Origin of the sequence: Arthrobacter sp. Leaf337, assembly GCF_001423745.1 — a bacterium.
Taxonomy (GTDB): domain Bacteria; phylum Actinomycetota; class Actinomycetes; order Actinomycetales; family Micrococcaceae; genus Arthrobacter.
In genome coordinates, this window is the sequence record NZ_LMPC01000001.1 from 300,182 (window position 1) to 319,319 (window position 19,138).

At 63.9% G+C, this 19,138-nt stretch carries 11 protein-coding genes and 1 pseudogene; 4 read left to right on the top strand and 8 right to left on the bottom strand.

Going from position 1 to position 19,138, the window contains the following annotated elements; genetic code table 11:
* Window positions 1-42: 42 nt before the first annotated feature.
* Complete coding sequence (locus ASF98_RS01360; protein ID WP_055796441.1) at window positions 43-4,104, top strand: FtsK/SpoIIIE domain-containing protein; 4,062 nt, start codon at window positions 43-45, stop codon at window positions 4,102-4,104.
* Here the strand turns inward: ASF98_RS01360 and ASF98_RS01365 are convergent.
* Complete coding sequence (locus tag ASF98_RS01365) at window positions 4,061-4,432, bottom strand: hypothetical protein (protein WP_055797247.1); 372 nt, start codon at window positions 4,430-4,432, stop codon at window positions 4,061-4,063. The genes ASF98_RS01360 and ASF98_RS01365 overlap by 44 nt on opposite strands.
* Before the next feature lie 374 nt (window positions 4,433-4,806).
* On the opposite strand from ASF98_RS01365, the gene ASF98_RS01370 reads away from it, so the two are divergent.
* Window positions 4,807-5,055, top strand: coding sequence for a WhiB family transcriptional regulator (locus tag ASF98_RS01370; protein WP_003804966.1), 249 nt, complete (start codon window positions 4,807-4,809; stop codon window positions 5,053-5,055).
* A gap of 101 nt (window positions 5,056-5,156) precedes the next feature.
* Here the strand turns inward: ASF98_RS01370 and ASF98_RS01375 are convergent, their stop codons facing one another.
* Genes ASF98_RS01375 through ASF98_RS01390 form a run of 4 tightly spaced genes read right to left on the bottom strand, consistent with a single transcriptional unit; the run spans window position 5,157 to window position 13,523 of the window.
* Window positions 5,157-6,626 carry a sensor histidine kinase gene (locus ASF98_RS01375; protein WP_028270180.1) on the bottom strand — a complete coding sequence of 490 codons (1,470 nt, stop codon included), beginning with the start codon at window positions 6,624-6,626 and terminating at the stop codon, window positions 5,157-5,159.
* Window positions 6,627-6,660: 34 nt separating this feature from the next.
* The gene (locus tag ASF98_RS01380; RefSeq protein WP_055796444.1) at window positions 6,661-11,514 is read right to left on the bottom strand and encodes an NAD-glutamate dehydrogenase; all 4,854 of its coding nucleotides are present in this window, start codon (window positions 11,512-11,514) and stop codon (window positions 6,661-6,663) included.
* 57 nt (window positions 11,515-11,571) lie between these two features.
* On the bottom strand, window positions 11,572-12,882 hold the full coding sequence (locus ASF98_RS01385; protein WP_055796447.1) for an AAA family ATPase: 1,311 nt from the start codon (window positions 12,880-12,882) through the stop codon (window positions 11,572-11,574).
* Complete coding sequence (locus ASF98_RS01390; protein WP_055796449.1) at window positions 12,879-13,523, bottom strand: hypothetical protein; 645 nt, start codon at window positions 13,521-13,523, stop codon at window positions 12,879-12,881. Before ASF98_RS01390 ends, ASF98_RS01385 begins: the two co-directional genes overlap by 4 nt.
* A 153-nt stretch (window positions 13,524-13,676) precedes the next feature.
* On the opposite strand from ASF98_RS01390, the pseudogene ASF98_RS23555 reads away from it, so the two are divergent.
* Window positions 13,677-13,793 (top strand): annotated as a pseudogene (locus ASF98_RS23555) (helix-turn-helix domain-containing protein); the annotation flags it as partial.
* Between the two features lie 138 nt (window positions 13,794-13,931).
* The gene (locus ASF98_RS01400) at window positions 13,932-14,171 is read left to right on the top strand and encodes a helix-turn-helix domain-containing protein (protein ID WP_055796455.1); all 240 of its coding nucleotides are present in this window, start codon (window positions 13,932-13,934) and stop codon (window positions 14,169-14,171) included.
* Here the strand turns inward: ASF98_RS01400 and ASF98_RS01405 are convergent.
* The 3 genes from ASF98_RS01405 to ASF98_RS01415 form a co-directional block, all read right to left on the bottom strand.
* The gene (locus ASF98_RS01405; RefSeq protein ID WP_055796458.1) at window positions 14,168-14,779 is read right to left on the bottom strand and encodes a DUF6262 family protein; all 612 of its coding nucleotides are present in this window, start codon (window positions 14,777-14,779) and stop codon (window positions 14,168-14,170) included. The genes ASF98_RS01400 and ASF98_RS01405 overlap by 4 nt on opposite strands.
* Window positions 14,776-16,749, bottom strand: coding sequence for a tyrosine-type recombinase/integrase (locus ASF98_RS01410; RefSeq protein ID WP_055796461.1), 1,974 nt, complete (start codon window positions 16,747-16,749; stop codon window positions 14,776-14,778). Before ASF98_RS01410 ends, ASF98_RS01405 begins: the two co-directional genes overlap by 4 nt.
* A gap of 533 nt (window positions 16,750-17,282) precedes the next feature.
* Window positions 17,283-18,383 (bottom strand): tyrosine-type recombinase/integrase, encoded by a 1,101-nt coding sequence (locus ASF98_RS01415; protein ID WP_055796465.1) that lies wholly within the window; start codon window positions 18,381-18,383, stop codon window positions 17,283-17,285.
* Window positions 18,384-19,138: the final 755 nt, after the last annotated feature.

Genomic DNA, 19,138 nt, shown 5'->3' on the forward strand with positions numbered 1-19,138 from the left:
GCTTGGGCAGAAAGCCGCCTCCTTCCCAAGGGAAAGCACCTGATGACGCTCCACTGCACCCTGGTCCGCGGGCCCCATGCCGCCAGTCCGGGACCTCCGCTCGAACTGATTATCGAGGTCCCGCCGGGAGGCTCCGGGCTCATGTTGCAGCAGGCCATAACGCAGGAATACGGTGCCCGTGAACTCTCAGTGTCCGGCTATCCGTTGTGCCGCTTGGTCGTAGGTGAACCGCCACTGGTTACCGGGGCCGTCATCGTTGACGGCGCCGGGGAGCGCCCTCCGGAAAACGGCGGGCGAAGGGCCTCGACGCTGCTTGTTGCCGTACACAGCGGTCCGGCGGCGGGGACAGTGCTGCCACTAAAGCGCGGTAGGTATCGGCTCGGCCGGAGCGGCACGGAAATCGCCATCCCCGATGCCGCCCTCTCCCGTGAGCACGCCAGGCTGGACATTACTGACACGGCCGTCACCATCACCGATCTGGACAGCGTCAACGGGACCTTTGTGGACGGCAAGCGGGTGGGGCAGGCCGCTGTCTCTACGAACTCGCTCATCAGCTGCGGGAATTCGACGCTGTCCATCGTGTTCGGCCCTGGTCCGGCCGGACGACTGCCGGAGTGGGAGGCTGCCGGATCCAGTGTGGCTGATCCTCTGAAGATTCCGCACAGGCCGGAAGGCGGCAACAGGGGAATTCTCCTCCTCGCGGCGGTCCTGCCGCTACTCATTGGTGTGGGCCTGGCTGTCATCACCGGGATGTGGATGTTTCTGGCCTTTACGGCCGTTTCTGCTGTCTCTCTGCTGGTTCCCATGCTCGCCGGCCGCCGCCAGCGGCAGCGGCTGAAGGCATTGGTGGCTGCCGCCGTTGAAGAAGACAGGGAACGACGACGCCGATCCGCACCGTCCGCGGCCGAGCTCGCCCTCAGGGGGCGATCGGAACACAACGGCCGGTGGGACGGGACAGCCGTACCCGACGATATTGGGCTCCGCCTCGGGCTGGCCGAGCAACGGGCAAACATCAGGTTGGACCCGGCGGACCCGGATTTCGTGGCGCCGGAGGCGGGCCTCATGCCGACCGTCCTTCAGCTTTTGGACCTTACGTTTGTCCGCGGAGCGCGGCAGGACGTCGCCGGGATGGTCAGGTTCATGCTGATGCAGCTCACAAGTTTCAGGTCGGCCGCCCGGACCCGGGTCGTTGTGCATGGGTCACCCGACTCCCTGCCGCTGACCGCCAGGTACCTTACGCCGGTCATGCTTTCGTCCAATCACCGGACAACCGCGGAGGTTCTGGAGCGCTGTATCGACCGGGTGCGGGAACGCGGCGTGCTGATACTTACCGGTGATTCCCACGGCCAGTCCGGATCCCACGGCATGGCTTCCGCCGCCATCAGCCGGGGCTGGCACGTTGTTGACTGCACACTCGATAGCGGCCCAGAGGACGGCGGCCCCGAGTCGGGCGCGGTTGTCGAACTTGGAGGAGCCACCGCCAGGTTACGGATTGGGGGCGCGGCGAGGGACTTCCTGCCCGACCTCGTCCCGGAGGGAGTCTTCGACCGATATTGCCGGAACATGGCCGTGCGGCTTGAGCGCAGCCCGAACTCCACACCGGTCGTGCCGCAGAGTTGCTCGCTCGCTGACGTCCTCCCTGGTGCCGCAGCGAACGCATCAGCCCGTTGGGTTGCCGGCAACAGCAGGCCCGGACTCTGCGTTCCCATCGGGATGACTGCATCCGGGCCCCGCGTGCTGGACCTTGAGTCGGACGGCCCGCATTTTCTGGTGGCAGGAACCACCGGGTCCGGAAAATCCGAACTACTCCGGAGCCTGACCGCCGGACTGGCACTCAGCTACCCGCCGGACCGGATCAACTTCCTCTTTTTCGACTTCAAAGGCGGTTCGGGCCTGGGACCGCTGACAGGCCTGCCCCATTGTGTGGGCATGCTCACCGACCTCACCAGAAATGAACTGGACCGCGCGCTAATCTCCCTGCGAGCGGAAATCCGGTACCGGGAGGAATTGCTGTCCGCCGCTCAGGCTCCGGACTTGGCCGGCTATCGGTCCGTTGGCTCCCCGGCCGGGCCGCTCCCCCAGTTGGTCCTCATTATTGACGAATTCCGCATGCTCGTTGAAGATGCTCCCGACGCACTGAAGGAGCTGATGAGGATCGCAGCCGTCGGACGGTCGCTGGGCCTGCACCTGATCATGGCAACGCAGCGGCCCCAGGGCGCACTCACGGCAGACATCCGCGCCAACGTCACCACAAGCATTGCCCTGCGCGTCCAGTCGGACATGGAATCGGTGGACATCATCAATTCACGGCTTGCCGCCGGCATTTCGGTGGCCAACCCCGGGCGCGCCTACCTCGCCCGCGGGACGGAGGATCCAGTCGAGTTCCAGGCGGCAACCCTAGCGGGCGCCGCAGCAGCAGTGAGATCATCCCCGGTCCGGGTTCGCCCTGCGGCCGAGGCTCTTGTGGTGTCTGCGACCGGCCAGGAAGAGAATGCCGACCCGGGGTTCCCGCTTTCGCCAGCCCGGGCGGCCGGTCCCATTGTGGAGTCGCTGGTGGAACTCTGGGACGGTCTGGGCGGTTCAGCACCCCGCCGCCCCGTGGCGATACCGCTGCCAAAGAACGTGCTGCTCCCCGACCCCGGCAGAGAAGGCGGACCCGATCCCGGCATCTGGTCCGTACAGCTCGGCCTGCTGGACGAGCCGGACCGGCAGCGGGTCTCTCTGCTGACGTGGCAGCCAGCCAACCATGGTCACTTGGCCTTGGTCGGCGGAACGGCCAGCGGGGTGGACGAAGCCCTGGATCTGGTACTGCAGCAACTGATCGAACATGACATCGAATCGCATATCTACCTGCTCGATGCTGGAAATGCGTTCAGCTCCGTCCGCTCCCAGCCGCGGGTGGGCGCGGCGGCCGGCCTTCACGAACTCCGCCGGGCCGTCCGGATCCTGGAACGTGTTGCCCTCGAGCTGTCACTGCGGCTCAGTCGCCGGGCGGAGTCACTGCCGCCACCGATTGTCCTGGTGCTTGCCGGCTGGGGCTCATGGGCCTCATCGTTCCGTGCCGGCCCGCTGGCCTGGGCGGAAGACCTAGTCCAGGACATCGTCCGGGACGGTGCCAGGGCAGGCGTGACGGTGCTCATTGCCGGAGACCGGGAGGTGGTAACAGCCCGATACTTCGCGTCCATCCCTAGCCGGGCCTACTTCCCGACTGGCTCCACCGAAGAGGGCCGGCTTGCCTGGCCCCGGCTCCCGGACGTAGCGCTAATCCGCGGACGGGCAGTGATGTTCGGCCCGTTGGCGGGCAGCCCGGCCTCTGCGGCCCAGTTTTACGCAGCCCCTCCTACGTCGACTACATGCGCTGGCAGGGGCAAGGAACCGGCCGTCAGGCCCTTCAGAATTGAGGCGCTGCCCAGGCGCCTGAGCGTTGCGGATGTCTTGGCACGTGTCCCGAGCGTTTCCGCGCCGCCGGCCAGCACAGCAGCTGCAGCCGGAAACGATTACAGAAGCCGCAAGATAATAGTCGGGATCGGCGGTGATGAACTTGTCCCGGCTGCAGTCCGTCTTCCGCCGGGAGGCGTCCTGCCGGTTCTGGGAGGCCCGTCTTCCGGCAAGAGTTCCCTTCTTGCAGCCATCCCGGAGCTTAACGCTGATGCTCCAGGGTGGCTCCGCCCCGGCCCGGAAGATACAGCCGCCATCTACTGGGCCGATGTGCTGGCAAGCGCCGACGCGGGCACGCTCAACAAGGACTGGGTTCTCCTCGTGGACGATGCGGACATGCTGACACCGGAAGCGCACCGGCATCTCGAGGCCCTGCATGGTTTTGGTTTGAGGTTAATCCTGACTGCGGGGTTCAGCCCTTCACTCAGCCAGCGGGTTCCGCTGGCTGCACATGCCCGCGGCCAGGGGGCCGGAATCCTGATCGCGCCGCGTCACATCAACGACGGCGATTTCTTCGGCATTCGCTTTGAGGTGGAAGCCAACTCGCCGGCAGGAAGGGCCGTCATCATTGCCGAGGGCCGGGCAGTGCCCGTTCAGTTGGCGGCCGGACCGGGCCCCGGGGTCACAACGCCGGAGGCGCCCCGCCGGCACGTGAAGCAAAACTGATCACGCGCTTGTTAAAGAGCAGGACCACGGCAATGACCGCCGGAACCAGCATCGCGAATCCCGCGGCAGTGTAACCGCCGGTGAGCGTCGGAAATCCGATCGTCAGAACAAACAGCTGGGCCACCAAAGCCCCCGCCCGCGGCCAGCGGAATCCCCGGAAGAGAAAATAGGCAACGGCGTAAAGCCAGGCCGAAAATGACAGCAGGAGCGCCAGGGTAAACACAGCACCCCAAAACGAAAGAACGGGCGCTCCTGTGATCAGCTGAATTGCATACCAGCCCGCTGCCGCGAGAAGTGCCGTTGCTTCAGCGGCCACGATCAGGGACAGGACGGTGACCGGCGGCGGCCGGGTGGCCCGAACTTCCGGGGAAACAGGGCGCGGGGAAGCAACCGAATCGTCAGCGTCGCCAGGCAAGCGGGGCTCGGGGCTGGCGTCGGAGTGGTCCTCTGGGGGTCTTGACACACTGGCACCATACCGGACATAGTCGACTCCGGGGAGAGCGCTGGCGAGCTATGTGACGTATCGCTCACGCTTATAAGGCACTTCGTGGACGATTACCCCTTGTTTACACAGCGTTAACATGACACGCTTAATTCAGATGACCAAGGGGACCCGGCTGGGTCCCTTTCTTATGTTGCCTCTAGTGAATATTTTCACAAGTGGCTAAAAACGAGTTCCCAGGAATGGAGTGACTGATCAGCATGGATTGGCGTAACCGCGCAGCGTGCCTCGACAAGGACCCGGAGCTGTTCTTCCCAGTAGGAAACACCGGGCCTGCTCTCCTGCAGATCGAGGAGGCCAAGAGTGTGTGCCGCCGCTGCCCGGTGGTGGACACCTGCCTCCAGTGGGCCCTCGAATCGGGCCAGGACGCCGGCGTCTGGGGCGGAATGAGCGAAGACGAGCGTCGGGCCCTCAAGCGCCGCGCTGCACGCGCCCGTCGGGCCTCCTGACCGTTTGGATTTCCGGCCTCCGGCCAAAACGAAGCGGCCGCGGACTTCAGAGTCCGCGGCCGCTTCCCATTTAAGGGTTGAAGGTCTTTAGGGTTCCACCGTCACCGTTTTTGCAGGTTCAGGACGATCTGCACGGCGGTGCCGCCGCCCTCGCGGGGTTTCCACTGGATGCTGCCGCCCAGCTCGCTGGTGACGAGGGTCCTAACGATCTGCAGTCCCAGGCCTTCAACATGTGGAGTTTCCGGAAGCCCGACACCGTCATCGGCCACGGTCACGGTCAGGAACTCGTCGCCGTCGTCGCCTTCCGATCGGTCGGCCAGAAGCCAGACAGTTCCGGTTCGCCCCTCCAGGCCGTGCTCGACGGCGTTGGTCACCAGTTCGTTGATAACCAGGGCAAGCGGGGTGGCGAAGTCGCTGGGCAGTTCACCAAACAGCCCGGACCTGGCAGTCTTGACCTGCTGCGACGGCGAGGCCACTTCGGCGGACAGGCGGAACTGGCGGCCGATCAGCTCATCGAAGTCAACGCTTTGCGTCAGTCCCTGGGACAGCGTCTCATGGACCAAGGCAATCGTTGCGACTCTCCGCATCGCCTGCTCCAGGCCCTGCTTGGCCTCATCACTGACCATCCGGCGCGACTGCATGCGCAGCAATGCCGCAACAGTCTGAAGGTTGTTCTTAACCCGGTGGTGGATCTCCCGAATGGTGGCGTCCTTGGTCACAAGCTCCATTTCACGGCGCCGGAGCTCGGAGACGTCGCGGCAGAGCACCAGGGCCCCGAACCTTTGCTGCTCATCGCGCAAGGGGATGGCCCGGAGCGAGAGGCTGACTCCGCGGGATTCGATTTCGCTCCGCCACGGCATCCGGCCGGTGACCACAAGCGGCAGCGTTTCATCCACCATGCGGCGGTCCCGCAGCAGACCCGCCGTGACCTCGGCGAGCGACCTGCCTTCGAGGGATTCACCGTCCCCCAGGCGCCTGAATGCGGAGACGCCGTTGGGGCTGGCGTACTGCACAATCCCGTCTGCGTCGAGCCGGATCAGGCCGTCTCCCACGCGCGGGGCGCCGCGGCGGGATCCGGTGGGCGAGGCAAAGTCGGGCCACAGTCCGAGCGTTCCCATCCGGAGAAGGTCATAGGCGCACTGCCTGTACGTCAGTTCAAGCCTGGACGGCATCCGCGAACTGGACAGGTCCATGTGTGTTGTCACAACGGCGAGCGTCCGGCCATTCCTGACCATGGGGACAGCCTCGACGCGGAGAGCCATGTCGCTGCTCCAGTTGGTCTCACTCGAGCGCTCAATGGTCCGGCTGCTCCACGCCTTATCAACCAGCGGCTGCAGGTCCGACCTGATCCCCTCCCCCACGAAGTCGGTGTGGAACACCGTGTGCGTGGTGGAGGGGCGGACGTGGGCCAAGGCCACGTAGCCGAACTCAGGATGCGGAAACCACAAGGCAAGGTCAGCGAAGGCGAGGTCGGCGACCATCTGCCAGTCGCCCACCAGGAGGTGAAGCCACTCGGCATCCCCCGGCCCAAAATCAGCGTGTTCCCTGATGGGGTCCGTAAAGATTGCCACTACACCTCCAGATTCGACGCTAAGGAACGGATCCCTAGCGCCGGACGATTGACCTCAAGAGCCTCAATGCTACCGACAGTGACGCCATATCGTCCGCTTCGAGCGAGTTGACCTCCTCAAACATGCTCCTGGCACGGTCGAGCTGTTCGGCATTCAGGCCTTCCCACTTCAGTACCCGGTCCTCCGCAGGGGTCCCGGGCGACGTCGACTCAAGCACCGACGTCGTAATATCCGAAATGGTGGAGTAGAGGTCGTCACGCAAGGCGGCACGGGCCAGCGCCTGCCAGCGGTCACGCCGCGGGAGCTTGGTGATGCGTTCCAGGAGGGAATCCACGTGGAAGCGGTCGAACACCGTGTAATACACGTGTGCGATGCTTTCCACCGGCTCCGCGTTGATGTGGGCGATCTTGGCGATGTCCAGCAGCACAAAGCTTTCGAACAGCTCGGCCCAGCGATGGGCGAGGTCCTCCGGAAGTTCCCAGCTCCGGGCCTTTTCCAGCCACGCAGCCACCCGGGCACGGTCGTCGCCCCGCAGGTAATCGAGGAGCCGGGCCCGCATCGGATCCATCAGAGGCTTGAATTCAGCCACGATTTCGGAGATCGGCCGGGAAGCGCTGCCCTGGCCGATCACCCAGCGGACAGCCCGGTCCAGGAGCCGGCGGATGTCCAGGTGGACAGTGCTCCAGTGCTCGGTGGGGAAGGAGGCCGGCAGTTCATTGAGCTCGCCGACCATGATGTCCAGCTCGTAGATTTCGCGGAGGGCCACAAACGCCTTGGCCACCGCGGCTTCGTTGGCTGACGTCTCTTCGATGGTGCGGAATGCAAACGTGATGCCGCCAAGGTTGATCATGTCGTTGGCCACGACAGTGGCGATGATCTCGCGCCGCAGCGGATGGCTGTCGAGCTCGACGTCGAACCTCTCCCTCAGCTGCTTCGGGAAATAGGACCGCAGGGTCTGCCTGAACCACGGATCGTCGGCGAGATCGCTCTCACGCAGTGCCGTTGCGAGTTCGATCTTGGCGTAGGCCGCCAGCACCGAGAGTTCCGGCGAGGTCAGCCCCTGCCCCTGGGCCAGGCGTTCCCGAAGGGTCGCGGTTGTGGGCAGTGCTTCGAGCTCGCGCTTGAGGTCGGCCGACTTCTCCAGCCAGTCCATCAGCCGTTCATAGCTGGGGCTCCACTCCGCCACCCGGATTCGGTCATTGAGGAGCAGGATGTTCTGGTCAATGTTGTCTTCGAGCACGAGCCGGCCGACTTCATCCGTCATGGACGCCAGGAAATCGGCCCGCTCGGCGGACTCGAGCTTGCCCGCGGCGACCATCCGGTCGACGAAGATCTTGATGTTGACCTCGTGGTCCGAGCAGTCGACTCCGGCCGAGTTGTCAATGGCGTCCGTATTCAGGATGACACCCTGAAGTGCGGCCTCAATGCGCCCGCGCTGGGTCATGCCCAGGTTTCCGCCTTCTCCGACCACCTTGACGCGGAGGTCACGCCCGTCAACGCGGATGGCGTCGTTGGCCTTGTCCCCCACCTCGGCGTGCGTTTCGGTGCTTGCCTTGACGTAGGTTCCGATGCCGCCGTTGTACAGCAGATCGGCGGGCGCCAGGAGAATGGCGCGAAGGAGCTCCGGCGGGCTCAGCTCAGAGGTGCCGTCCGGAAGTCCCAGGGCTGCCCGCACCTGGTCGGAGACCGGAATCGACTTGGCCTGCCGTCCGTACACGCCACCGCCCTCGCTGATGAGGGCCTTGTCGTAGTCATCCCAGGAGGACCGGGGCAGGTTGAAGAGCCGCAGCCGCTCTTCGTAGGACGCCGACTCGTCGGGGTTCGGATCCAGGAAGATGTGGCGGTGGTCGAACGCGGCCAGAAGCCGGATGTGTTTCGACAGCAGCATGCCGTTGCCAAAGACGTCCCCGGACATGTCACCGACGCCCACCACGGTGAACGGCTCCGACTGGGTATCAAGGTCGAGTTCGCTGAAGTGGCGCTTGACCGATTCCCACGCGCCCCGGGCGGTGATCCCCATGGCCTTATGGTCGTAACCCACGGATCCGCCTGAGGCAAAGGCATCCCCGAGCCAGAAGCCGTATTCCGTCGAGAGCCCGTTGGCGATGTCTGAAAACGTTGCGGTTCCCTTGTCTGCTGCGACAACGAGGTAGTTGTCGTTGTCGTCGTAGCGGACGACGTCGGCCGGCGGAACCACAGCTTCGCCGTCCGGAGTGGTGATCAGGTTGTCCGTCAGGTCCAGCAGGCCGCGGATGAAAGTCTTGTAGCTCTCCACGCCCTCCGCCATCCACGCGGTCCTGTCGGCGGCAGGATCCGGAAGCTGCTTGGCGAAGAATCCGCCCTTGGCGCCGGTGGGCACAATGACGGCGTTCTTTACCGTCTGCGCCTTAACAAGGCCAAGGATTTCGGTCCGGAAGTCCTCACGCCGGTCGGACCAGCGCAGCCCGCCGCGGGCCACCTTGCCGAAGCGGAGGTGCACGCCCTCCACCCTGGGCGAGTACACCCAGATTTCAAACATGGGTCGCGGGAAAGCCAGTCCGTCGATTGCGGCCGGATTCAGCTTGAAGCTCAGGTAGGGCTTCTGCTGATAGAAGTTCGTCCGGAGCGTGGCCTCGATGAGGTTCGCAAAAGTCCGGAGCACCCGGTCGGCGTCCAGGGTTGCAACCTGTTCAATGGCGGCTGCCAGCTCCGTACGGACGCTGGCTTGGCGCTCCGCCCGGACGTCGTCCTCGAGGGCAGGGTCGAAGCGTGCCGCGAACAGGGCCACGAGCGAACGTGTCACGTCAGGATTTGCCAGGAGCGTGTCAGCAATGAATCCGAACGAGTTTGTGTTGCCCATCTGACGCATGTATTTCGCATAGGCGCGGAGGACCACAATCTGGCGCCACGGCATGCGCTCGCGCAGGACGAGGCGGTCGAAGCTGTCCGACTCGACGTCGCCGGAGACGGCGGCGCCGAAAGCGTCCGCCAACAACTGGCCCGTCGCGAGGGGAGCAACACCGGAGGGGTACTTCAGGCCCAGGTCATACAGGAAGAAATCCCGTTTGTCGGCCGTCTCGATTTCGAACGGCCGCTCATCGAGCACTTCGAGCCCCAGGTTGTGAAAAAACGGCAGGATCTGGCTGAGGCTCTTCGGCTCCAGCATGTAGAGCTTGACGCGTGCGTCCTCTTCGAGCGTGGCCCCTGCGCCCTCGGGCAGGTACACGTGTACCCCGGGCTTCTCAAGCCGTCCTTTTTCAGCCGGCTCGGCGGCCGACCCGTACTTCTCGAAGCGCGCAATGTCCGTCAGCGCATCTTCGACCTCGTAGTCCACGCGGTAGCTGGCCGGGAAGGCCTCGGCCCAGGCAGAGGCAATCGCCTTGTTGTCGCCGTTGGCGCCACTGGCACGCAGCACTTCCGTGATGCCTTCGCTCCACGAACGCGCGGCACGGACAAGCCTCTTCTCCAGTTCCTCGACATTGACGTCGCTGACGTCTGCGTCCTTCGGGAGCCGGATTCGGAAGAAGAGCCTGGCCAGCGCCGATTCGGTCATCCTGGCTTCGTAATCAATGGAGACGGCGTGAAAGGTCTCGCGGAGCTCCTGCTCGATGCGGAGGCGCACGTTGGTGGTGTAGCGGTCACGGGGAAGGTACACGAGTGCGGACATGAACCGGCCGTAGATGTCGGGCCTAAGGAACAAGCGGGTGCGCCGGCGCTCCTGCAGCCTTTGAATGCCTGTTGCCGTCGCTGCGAGGTCGGAAACCTCGATCTGGAACAGCTCATCGCGGGGGTAGGTTTCAAGGATACCCAGCAGGTCTTTGCCCGAATGGGAGTGCGGCGGGAAGCCGGCGCTGCGCAGGACGGCTTCGACCTTCTCGCGAACAATCGGAATGTTCCGGACCGAGCCCGCGTAGGCGCTGGTGGCGAAGAGGCCGATGAACCGCTGCTCGCCGTTGACGTTGCCGGCGGCGTCGAAGCTCTTCACGCCGATGTAGTCGAGGTATGCCGGACGGTGCACTGTGGAGCGGGAGTTGGCTTTGGTGATCACCAGAGCGCGCTTTTCCCGCGCTTTCCTCCGGCCGGCGACGGTGAGGTGCTGGACGTGGTGCCCGTCCGCGCCGCTGCGGAGCAGTCCGAGTCCGCTTTCCTCCCGCAGTTCCAGGACGTCCTCACCGGACTCGTTGACCAGGTCATATTCGCGGTAGCCAAGGAAGGTGAAGTTTCCGTCATCGAGCCACCGGAGGAGGTCCTGGGCCTGGCGAAGTTCCTCGATCTGGGAAGCATTGGCCACGTTGTCCAGGTCCTGGGCGATTTGGAGGGCCTTGTTGCGCATCTTGGGCCAGTCTTCAACGGCGGCCCGCACATCACCGAGCACGCGCTCAATGCCTTCGATGAGCCGCCCCTGCGCTTCCTCGCTGGCAAGGCCGATTTCGACGGCGATCCAGGACTCCATGTGCGAGGCGTTGTCACCCTGGGCAATCAGGTGCGACAGGCTTGGCATTGCGGCAGTGTCGCCGCTGGAGATGCCGATGCTGGACGGAACCCTGTCCACCTTCGTCAGCCGGGAGGTTGCGCGGTTGCGGGTGACGACGAACAGCGGGTGGAGGACAAGGTGGATTGCCGAGTTCTGGCGAACGAGCTCGGCGTTGACGGAGTCCACGAGAAACGGCATGTCGTCCGTGACGATATACACGACGCTGCAGTCCGACTCGTCCACGATCCTGATATTGGCCGTGCCCGGTACACGGACAGCGGCAACTTCGCGGTGGGTCTCGGCGCGGGCGGCCAGGACATCCGGCGAATAGGCCCGGGAATCCTCCTCCGCAAGGTGCTCGTAATAGTCTCCGAAGTACCCTTCACGGGCTCCGAGCAAAACGGACTGATCCTCCACATTGGAGCCAGACGACATCGACAAACGCCTCCATCACAAGTTCATAGCTGCCTCATTGCAGCCCTTATGGCGAGCCTAGCCCTTTAGGTGCCTCTTCGCTGTGGAAGAAAAGACAGAGGATCGGCGTTTTTGCTGGGCAGGTGCACAAACCAGGTCGGCGATGGCCTGACGCAGCCCCGAGTCGGGTGCGGCCTCCAGCAGAAGACTCCCGGCGAGGAGCGCCGCGTCACTTGCTGCGCCGTCTGCCGGGAGGAACGCGGTGATCCCTTCTGACGGCCCGTACCTTTCCCACGCCTCGCGCAGCTGGCGCTCAGGGAAACGTCCGGCGGCAGCGGCGCGCACCTTGTTCAGGACCACCTTCGGTGACGCCTGGGGAACCGCTGCCTCAAGTTCAGCAAGACCGCGGACGAGCCGCGGCACGCCGATCGAGTCGGCCGATCCCACGGCATAAACGGTGTCCGCGAGCTCGAGGCTCCGCAGCGTGGCGGCATTCCTGCGTGGAGCCATGGTGTCAAAACTGAGTTCCTCGTCCGCTTCGAGGCAGAAGCTGGTGTCCACCACGACGAAATCCGCGACCTCCCGGGCCCTCTCAAAGACGACACCCAGGGCTGTTGCGCGCAATTCGGTCCAGCGATCCGCGCGTGTGATGCCTGTCAGAATCCGGAGCATCCCGGATTTGAGGACGACGGGTGTGGCAATCTTCAGCAGCGCGCCGGCATCCAGTTGCCCCAGGTCGGCCAGCCGGCACGCCTGGGCTAGACCTGCGGATTCATCCAGCAGTCCCAGCATGCCCGCGACGCTGGCTCCATAGCTGTCAGCGTCAATCAGAAGCACTGAATTGCCGGCCGCGGCGAGTTCACCGGCCACGTTGACGGCCACCAGAGTCCGGCCGGGAGAACCCGCGGGACCCCAGACGGTGATGACTTGTCCGCTACCGGACGGCTCTCCCGGGACGGCATCGATTTCCTCCGGCACGGTCCGGATGGCGGCACCGGTGTCCGCGAATCCGCTGTCCCTCACCTGAAACGGCGCGGGACTGGCCCACCGGGCAACCGCGCCCGAAATCCTGCCTGCAAGTGCTGCCGAGTCAACCCCCGCAGGCGCTGCCGTGACACCGATCGCCGTCAGCCTCACCGTTTCTTCCGTACTGTCCGTCAATGCGATGACGACGACGCCCACGGCTGTGAGCCGGTCAACAAGCGAGGCCGTCAGTTCGTCACTCCCCTCCGCGACAACGGCTGCACGGGCGAGGCCGCTCTGGCAGGCGGCCAGCAGTTCTGTCAGCTCCGAGCATCTCCTCACCACAGTGACCGGTCCATGGAGGCGTTCGAGGCCGCCGACCAGATCCTCCCGGGACTGACCGACCGTGACGACGGGGATACTCATGATGTTCCGCCGCCCGGGTTCCAGACCACGGAAATCCTCGCCTTGTTCGCCTGGGCACCAAGCAGCCTTGGCATCTGCTCGTCAGTGACAAGGACCATGACCACCGTGGAGCGGGAAGATCCCAACGTGGTCGAGCCCGGGGTAACTTCGGCGATCTCAGCCCCTGGAAGCAACAACTTCGGTTCGCTGAAGCCGTTGCGGGCATCAGGCAGGGCCACCCAGACGTCAACCCGTGACCCTGCTGCGGCCTGCTCCGGCAGGGCTTCGTCGACAGTAATTGCGACCGGCTTACGGTTCAGCGCATCGGGCTTGCCGAGGCTTCCCCGAGGAACCAACTGGTCCGGACCGATCTGCTGCACGGCAACCATGCCCTCGGGAAGTCCGGCCTCTGCGGTGACGTAGTGGGATTCCACGTCGCCGAGCCTGACCTTCACACGGTTGACGTTTTCAGCAGTGACTTTCTCGCCGACGGCGATCTGACCTTTTGCCGCAAACACCTCGGTGGTCTGGTCGGCGGCCCCGACCAATGACACAACACCGGCCACGGAGGCCAGGACCAGCAGGAACCCGAGAAGCAGCCTCGGATCTTTCCAAGACGGCTTTTTGAGCCTGACTGCAATGGCCGTCGTACCTGAACTCACGTACTGTTCCCCCCGTCGGTGCCGGCGGACTGGCTGATGCGCCGGACTACCTCATTGTTACGGCAAATGGGCCTGATCGAAAGTCAAAAGACCAAACAACGCCAAACTGTGGATAACAGCACCACCCGACGCCAATGGTGGCAAAATAGAAACATGCCCCGATTCCTCACCCTTGCAGACGTAGCAGAACAGCTGCAGATCAACTCCCCGGCGGCCTATGCGCTCGTGCGTAGCGGCGAACTCAAAGCCATCCAGGTGGGCGGACGCGGTTATCTTGGGCAACTTGTCGGCTTCGAGCGTTCCTTACCCGGAATTCCAGGGTGTAGGGCCTGATGATAGGGAATTGTTTATGTTCGTTTCGTGAGGAACGTTGGGCTGGCTTGGGTAGTGTTTGGGGCGTGATGTGTTGTGGCTGAGAAGCGGTTTCTGGCGTTGGCCGATGTTTCCGAGATCCTGAATATTTCCTCGGCGCAGGCGTATGCCCTGGTGCGGTCGGGTGAGTTGCCTGCGATCCAGGTCGGGGGTCGTGGCCAGTGGCGGGTTGAGTCGCGCCTTTTGGAGGAGTACATAGCCCGGGGTTATGAGAAGACCGCTGAGTATGTCCGTGCGCAGTCTGTTGAGAGCCGACCTGTGCCGGACGAGCTCTAACGCTTTTCAGGTGTTCGGGCCTCGAGCTTTATGACGGGTGCGGTCTCGTTCCGGTGTTTCATCATGGTCCTGTTGATGGACTGCGCGGCGCGCAGCTGGTCGTTCAGGTCCTCAACTGTGGCTTCGAGCATTGAGATAGCGGTGCGGGCCTTGTCAGCGTTCTCACGCTCGGCCGTGAGCTCGTTTTCCAGCTCCTGGATGTAGTTCGCCATCTGTTCCGGCGTCCGCCCGGCCAGTGCTTCGGCGAGATTGGCGCGTACTGCACGTTTGTAGTCATCGCGTTGCCGGGTGACGGTCGCGAGCCGCTCCTGGAGCCGGAGGAGTTCAGTCACGGCGCCTTTTGGGGTCATCCCTTTTTGCTCGTGTCCTTGGGCCCATGCTGCGCGTTGTTGGGCGGCGGCGCGGCTGACCGCAGTTTTGAGCTCGGGGTTGTTGTAGATCAGCCAGCGGCTGACCCCGGCTGCCCGGGCTACTGAGGAAACGGTGAAGAGTTCCGGGCCATTGATTAGCTTCGCGACCGCTTTCCGGACGCTGGCCTGTTTAGCTTTACTTTCCCTTTTCTTGGCCGCAATGAGCTCGGCAACTGCTGCCTGCCGTTTTTCGCTCACGTTCGGTTGCCGTTGCTGACGGGGGTCACTGGCAGCATTCGGCGCCCTTCTCCCACGGTGGGAGGCGGCGCTGAGGCAGGGATCTGCTGCAGCAGCGTGACGGCATCGTCGATCGCCGCCCTGTCTTCAGGAGTAAGCCTGGATTTTTCCTTCAGGAGTGCGGTGCGCATTCGCTTATAGGAGCTGATCTCCTCTTTGAGTGACTGGTGGACCCAGGGTTCGGCGATGTCCCCGGCTGAGGCCAAGTCGGCGGTGAGGGCGACGATGTGGGCGTCGATCTGGGGCAGGTGGGAGAGGTTGGCTCGGTAGTACTGGCATCCGCCGCATTTGTTGCGGACAGGGCAGGATTGTCCGGCTGCTTTGACGTTGCTCGGTTCGGTGCAGAGCCCGAGGGGTGTTGAGACGGATTCCCGGACATAGGCTGCATAGTCTTTGGGGCCGTGGAGCAGTCCCCGGCGGTCGATGGTGGTGCTGTTGACGGTCTCGATGGCCTGACGCTGTCGTTCCCTGGTGATCTTGATGTATCCGGTGGAGGTGGTGAAGCTTTTGTGGTTCATCAGTTCTTTGATGACGTCGGGAGGGGTGCTGTTGTCGCTGAGCCGTTGGGCGTAGGTGTGGCGCCAGTTGTAGAGGCCCATCCGGGAGCGAGTGAGGAAGTCGGCTGGTCTTGCCGGGTCGTCCTGGACTTCGGGCAGGTTCCGAATCCTGTCGATCCAGCGCCAGTAGTTGGTGTGGAAGCCGGTGGGCGTGATGTGGGTCCTGGACTGGGGACCGTAGAGCCTTGGCGACGGGAACAAGTAACCGGCGGCGTCGGGGTGGATGTTCTCGATTGTCCCGAGCGCGTTCTGCCAAGTCTGAATGACACGGGCCGTGGAGCGGTGGATGGGAAGTTCAAGCCCGTATTCGGCCGTTTTATGGCTGTCGTAAATGATGTATGGCTGGCCGTCATCGGTTTCCCGCAGGGTGTCGCGCCGAAGCGAGTAGATCTCAGTCGGCCGCCGGCCGAGGTCCCGCAGCAGTTGGTAAATCGTCTGCAGCATGAGGTTCTGGAAGGCCCGGGTTCGTCCGGCCGGAGCGGCATAGGCCGCGTCCACGGCGAGCAGTTCCAGGTTCGCATCAAGGATCCTGATGATGTGGTCCGGGATCGCTTTCCCGGGGTTCTTGTGCGGCCCTGCCGTCGGCAGGGACTCGGCGGTGATGAACATGAATCGGGCGCTGACCTGGGCCAGGATTTCCAGGTCGCCTCCATCGCGTAGCATCCGCTGGAAGAGCTTGAAGTAGTCGTACTTGACCGAGTCCGTGCGGGGTTCGCCGTCGGGCCCGGTGAGGTGGCGGTATGCGTCCACGACCGCGTGCGCGTCGGCCCGCGTCAGCTGTTCTGGCCGGGTTCCGTGTGGTCGGCGTGCCAGGGCGTCCGAGGCGACCTGGACGGTGCGGATGACGTCGCGGACCTGATCGGCTGCGAGGTCGAAGTGGCGGGAGTATTCCTTGGCTGCCTGGCGCAGCCAGTTCACGCTGATGGGGCGGAAATCGAGAGTGCCCTTGGAGCAGATTGTGCGGGTTGTCCGGTCCTTGCGGAGGCCGATGACCGCGGCGTCCCAGACGTCCTCAGAGCGCATGTCCCGGCCCGAGTGACGGTAGCGCCAGCGGGCGGTGAGCAGGCCGGCGTGCCGGAGGAAGCCGACGACGCCGGCGTCGGGGCGTGGCCGGGCCTGTTCGGCGTCCAGCAGCCTGTGGATGGAGCGGGCGCGGGTTTCCATGCCAACGCGGACGATTCTGCGAATCGTGGCAGGGAGGATCCGGTATGAGTTCCGGTCGCGTTCCTGGAGGACGAGCAGCAACTCCGTGCGAAGGATCGGTGGCAGATCGATGAAGGAGAACTCGTGACGGTGGTAGCGGATATCGAGGGGACGTTCGACGGTGATGAAGGCTTCGTGGTCGACACCGAGTTTGGCGAGTTTCCGGAACATTGCGTGGTGCCACAGACACAGACCGGACGCGCGCTGGTTCGATTCCTCCCTACACCCCCGGGATGCGCACGCCTTGCCGGGAGGAAACATCTCTTTCTCCGCCACTGCGAAGTCCTCGATGGTGGGCCGTTGCTGTCCGTTGTCGGAGCTGTGATGCCAGCGTGCGTAATGCCGGTGGCAGAGTCCCTTGATCATGCCCATGGCCCGGCAGCCCTGCCCGGCTGAGCCGACTATGCATCGCGGCGGGTTCGGGTCCAAGGCACGGCGCCGGGTCGGCGCAGGTTCAGCACCTGGTTCACCGCCCAGGCAGGAAAGGCAGAGGCGACCTGTGACGCTTGCGACCCGCGGGCACCCGGGCGTGGGGCAGGCATAGATTCCGGTTAGCGGATTATCCGGGTCCGCAGCGAACAGCCATAACTGGGCGTCCCATTCCCCTGAACGCCAGGGGTGTTGCAGCATGGATTCCAGAAAGGCGAGGTATGAACCGGCCTCAGGCACCGGTGATTCACGGCGCAGGAACTCAGCGGCGGCGGTCACTGCTGTTCCTCCCGGCCGGGCAGCGTTCCTTCAACAGCGCCGCGAAGCTCATCCTGTGCAGGGTGCAGATAAATGGACGTCGACGCCAAAGACCTGTGGCCCAACAACGCCATGATGACATCCGGGTCGACCTTGGCCCTCGCCCATCCGGTGGCTGCCGTATGACGGAACTGATGCGCCCTGACCGGCAAACCCGTGGCCTTCCCGATAGCCTTGAGCATGCTGTGAAGCCCCGAGTAGCCCAGCGGCACCGGGCTCTGACCGGTCGCAGCCAGAAACACTGCGTCGGGCTGGTCGCGGCCAAGGGAACTGTATCTCTGCGCCATGTAGGCCGAATGCACCTCGCAAACATCAGCCGGCACGGGGACATCTCGCTCATACGGTGACTTGGCCCAGGCCCCGTTCGGGTTGCTACGCCTTTCGATATGGACGTGGGGTCCTGGAATTGTGCAGCCCAGATGGCCGGAGTCGGGCAGCATATGCATGTCTTCCAGCCTCAGACCGAGCGCTTCACCGGCACGCAGACCGCAACGCAACATGAGCAGCACCAGGAGCCTGTCCCGCGGCCGATCGACCGCCTCCAAAATACAGTCGGCTTGTGTCGGGGTCAGAACCACGGGCCGTCGTTTGATCTCTCGGGCCTTTACCAGCCTTGCCGGAGCCGTCTTCCACTGCCCTGCTAGCTTCAGAGAAGCCACTCCAGGGCGGCCTCCTTCGACGGTCGCCCGGAGGTGGTCAGTCGCGAACCCCTGCGCCACGGCGTAGCGCAAGAACACCATTACGGCCGTCAGATGGGCATTGACCGTCTTTCCAGAAAGCCGACCGCCGTTGGCAGAGGGGCCTTCAAGACACGCTTTGTAAGCCGCAAGCTGATGGAAGCGGAGCCCAGTCCATGCCGTGCCGGTCTCTGCGCACCAGGACAGGAACCTCGCCAGTCTCAGTTGGTAAGCCTTCTGGGTGTTCACCGCCCGCCCGGAATGGAATAGCCACAACGCGTAGCCGCGGCATTCCTCACTCAAACGGAAGCGGTCATCCACCACAACCCACACGTTCGCATCTTTCTCGACCGTCACTTGAACCGCTTGAAAAATTCGCACAAACGGAAGCTATCCTGTTCAAGCAGGGCAAAAGACAGCTACTGCTAGGCCAGAGGATTAACGATTATCAAACTGCAACCCCTCACTCGCGTCTTCGTTCCTGCGCAATACTGCCCGGTAAGGGGTCGGTATTCTGCGGCGTCCCGTCCAGGCCAATTTGGCCCTATTTGTCGGACCGCCAGCGCCCGGTAAGGGTTCCACAAACGCACCCTTTATCTGGGCGAAGCGGCAACGATTGACACAGCATGGATCTCCGGTTTGCTGACTCTAAGTGCGTCAGCGCTGGCCGTCTTCGGAAATCACGAGGGAGACGACGTCTTCCGCTGGGGGGCGCCGCTGTTGTTATCCTGGGAGCCTGCGGCGGCGTAGCGCACCTTGTCCGAGGTCACGTCAAGGGGTCGCCGGTGGTGTTTGCGCCCGCCCGCTGGTACCTCGTCATGATGGTGGTCCTGACCCCACTCATGGCTACGACTTTTGTTTTGGCTCTCATGGACGGACCCAGCCAGTTCCTCTCTCCGCGGCCATTTTCCCTGCTCATAGGGACAGGCCTCGCGACCATGTTCCGTCCCGAGGAGGTTGTGGAGCACGAACGCGCCTCTCAGAGATTGAAGGAGGCGGGAAGCGGCCAGGTAGCTTAGAGGCCACTAGCGGCAGCCCCGTTCGCTCTGGCGGCGTCCCGCTCAAAGTTCCGACATCCCTTACGAGACGATGCTGAGCCACGTCGTGCGTTCAGACACCCCCGATATTCAGCACAT

Coding starts and splice junctions, on each gene's coding strand:
- ASF98_RS01380 (WP_055796444.1), bottom strand. CDS start 11,514: ATGTCGTCTGGCTCCAATGTGGAGGATCAGTCCGTTTTGCTCGGAGCC.
- ASF98_RS01385 (WP_055796447.1), bottom strand. CDS start 12,882: ATGAGTATCCCCGTCGTCACGGTCGGTCAGTCCCGGGAGGATCTGGTC.
- ASF98_RS01360 (WP_055796441.1), top strand. CDS start 43: ATGACGCTCCACTGCACCCTGGTCCGCGGGCCCCATGCCGCCAGTCCG.
- ASF98_RS01370 (WP_003804966.1), top strand. CDS start 4,807: ATGGATTGGCGTAACCGCGCAGCGTGCCTCGACAAGGACCCGGAGCTG.
- ASF98_RS01410 (WP_055796461.1), bottom strand. CDS start 16,749: ATGTTCCGGAAACTCGCCAAACTCGGTGTCGACCACGAAGCCTTCATC.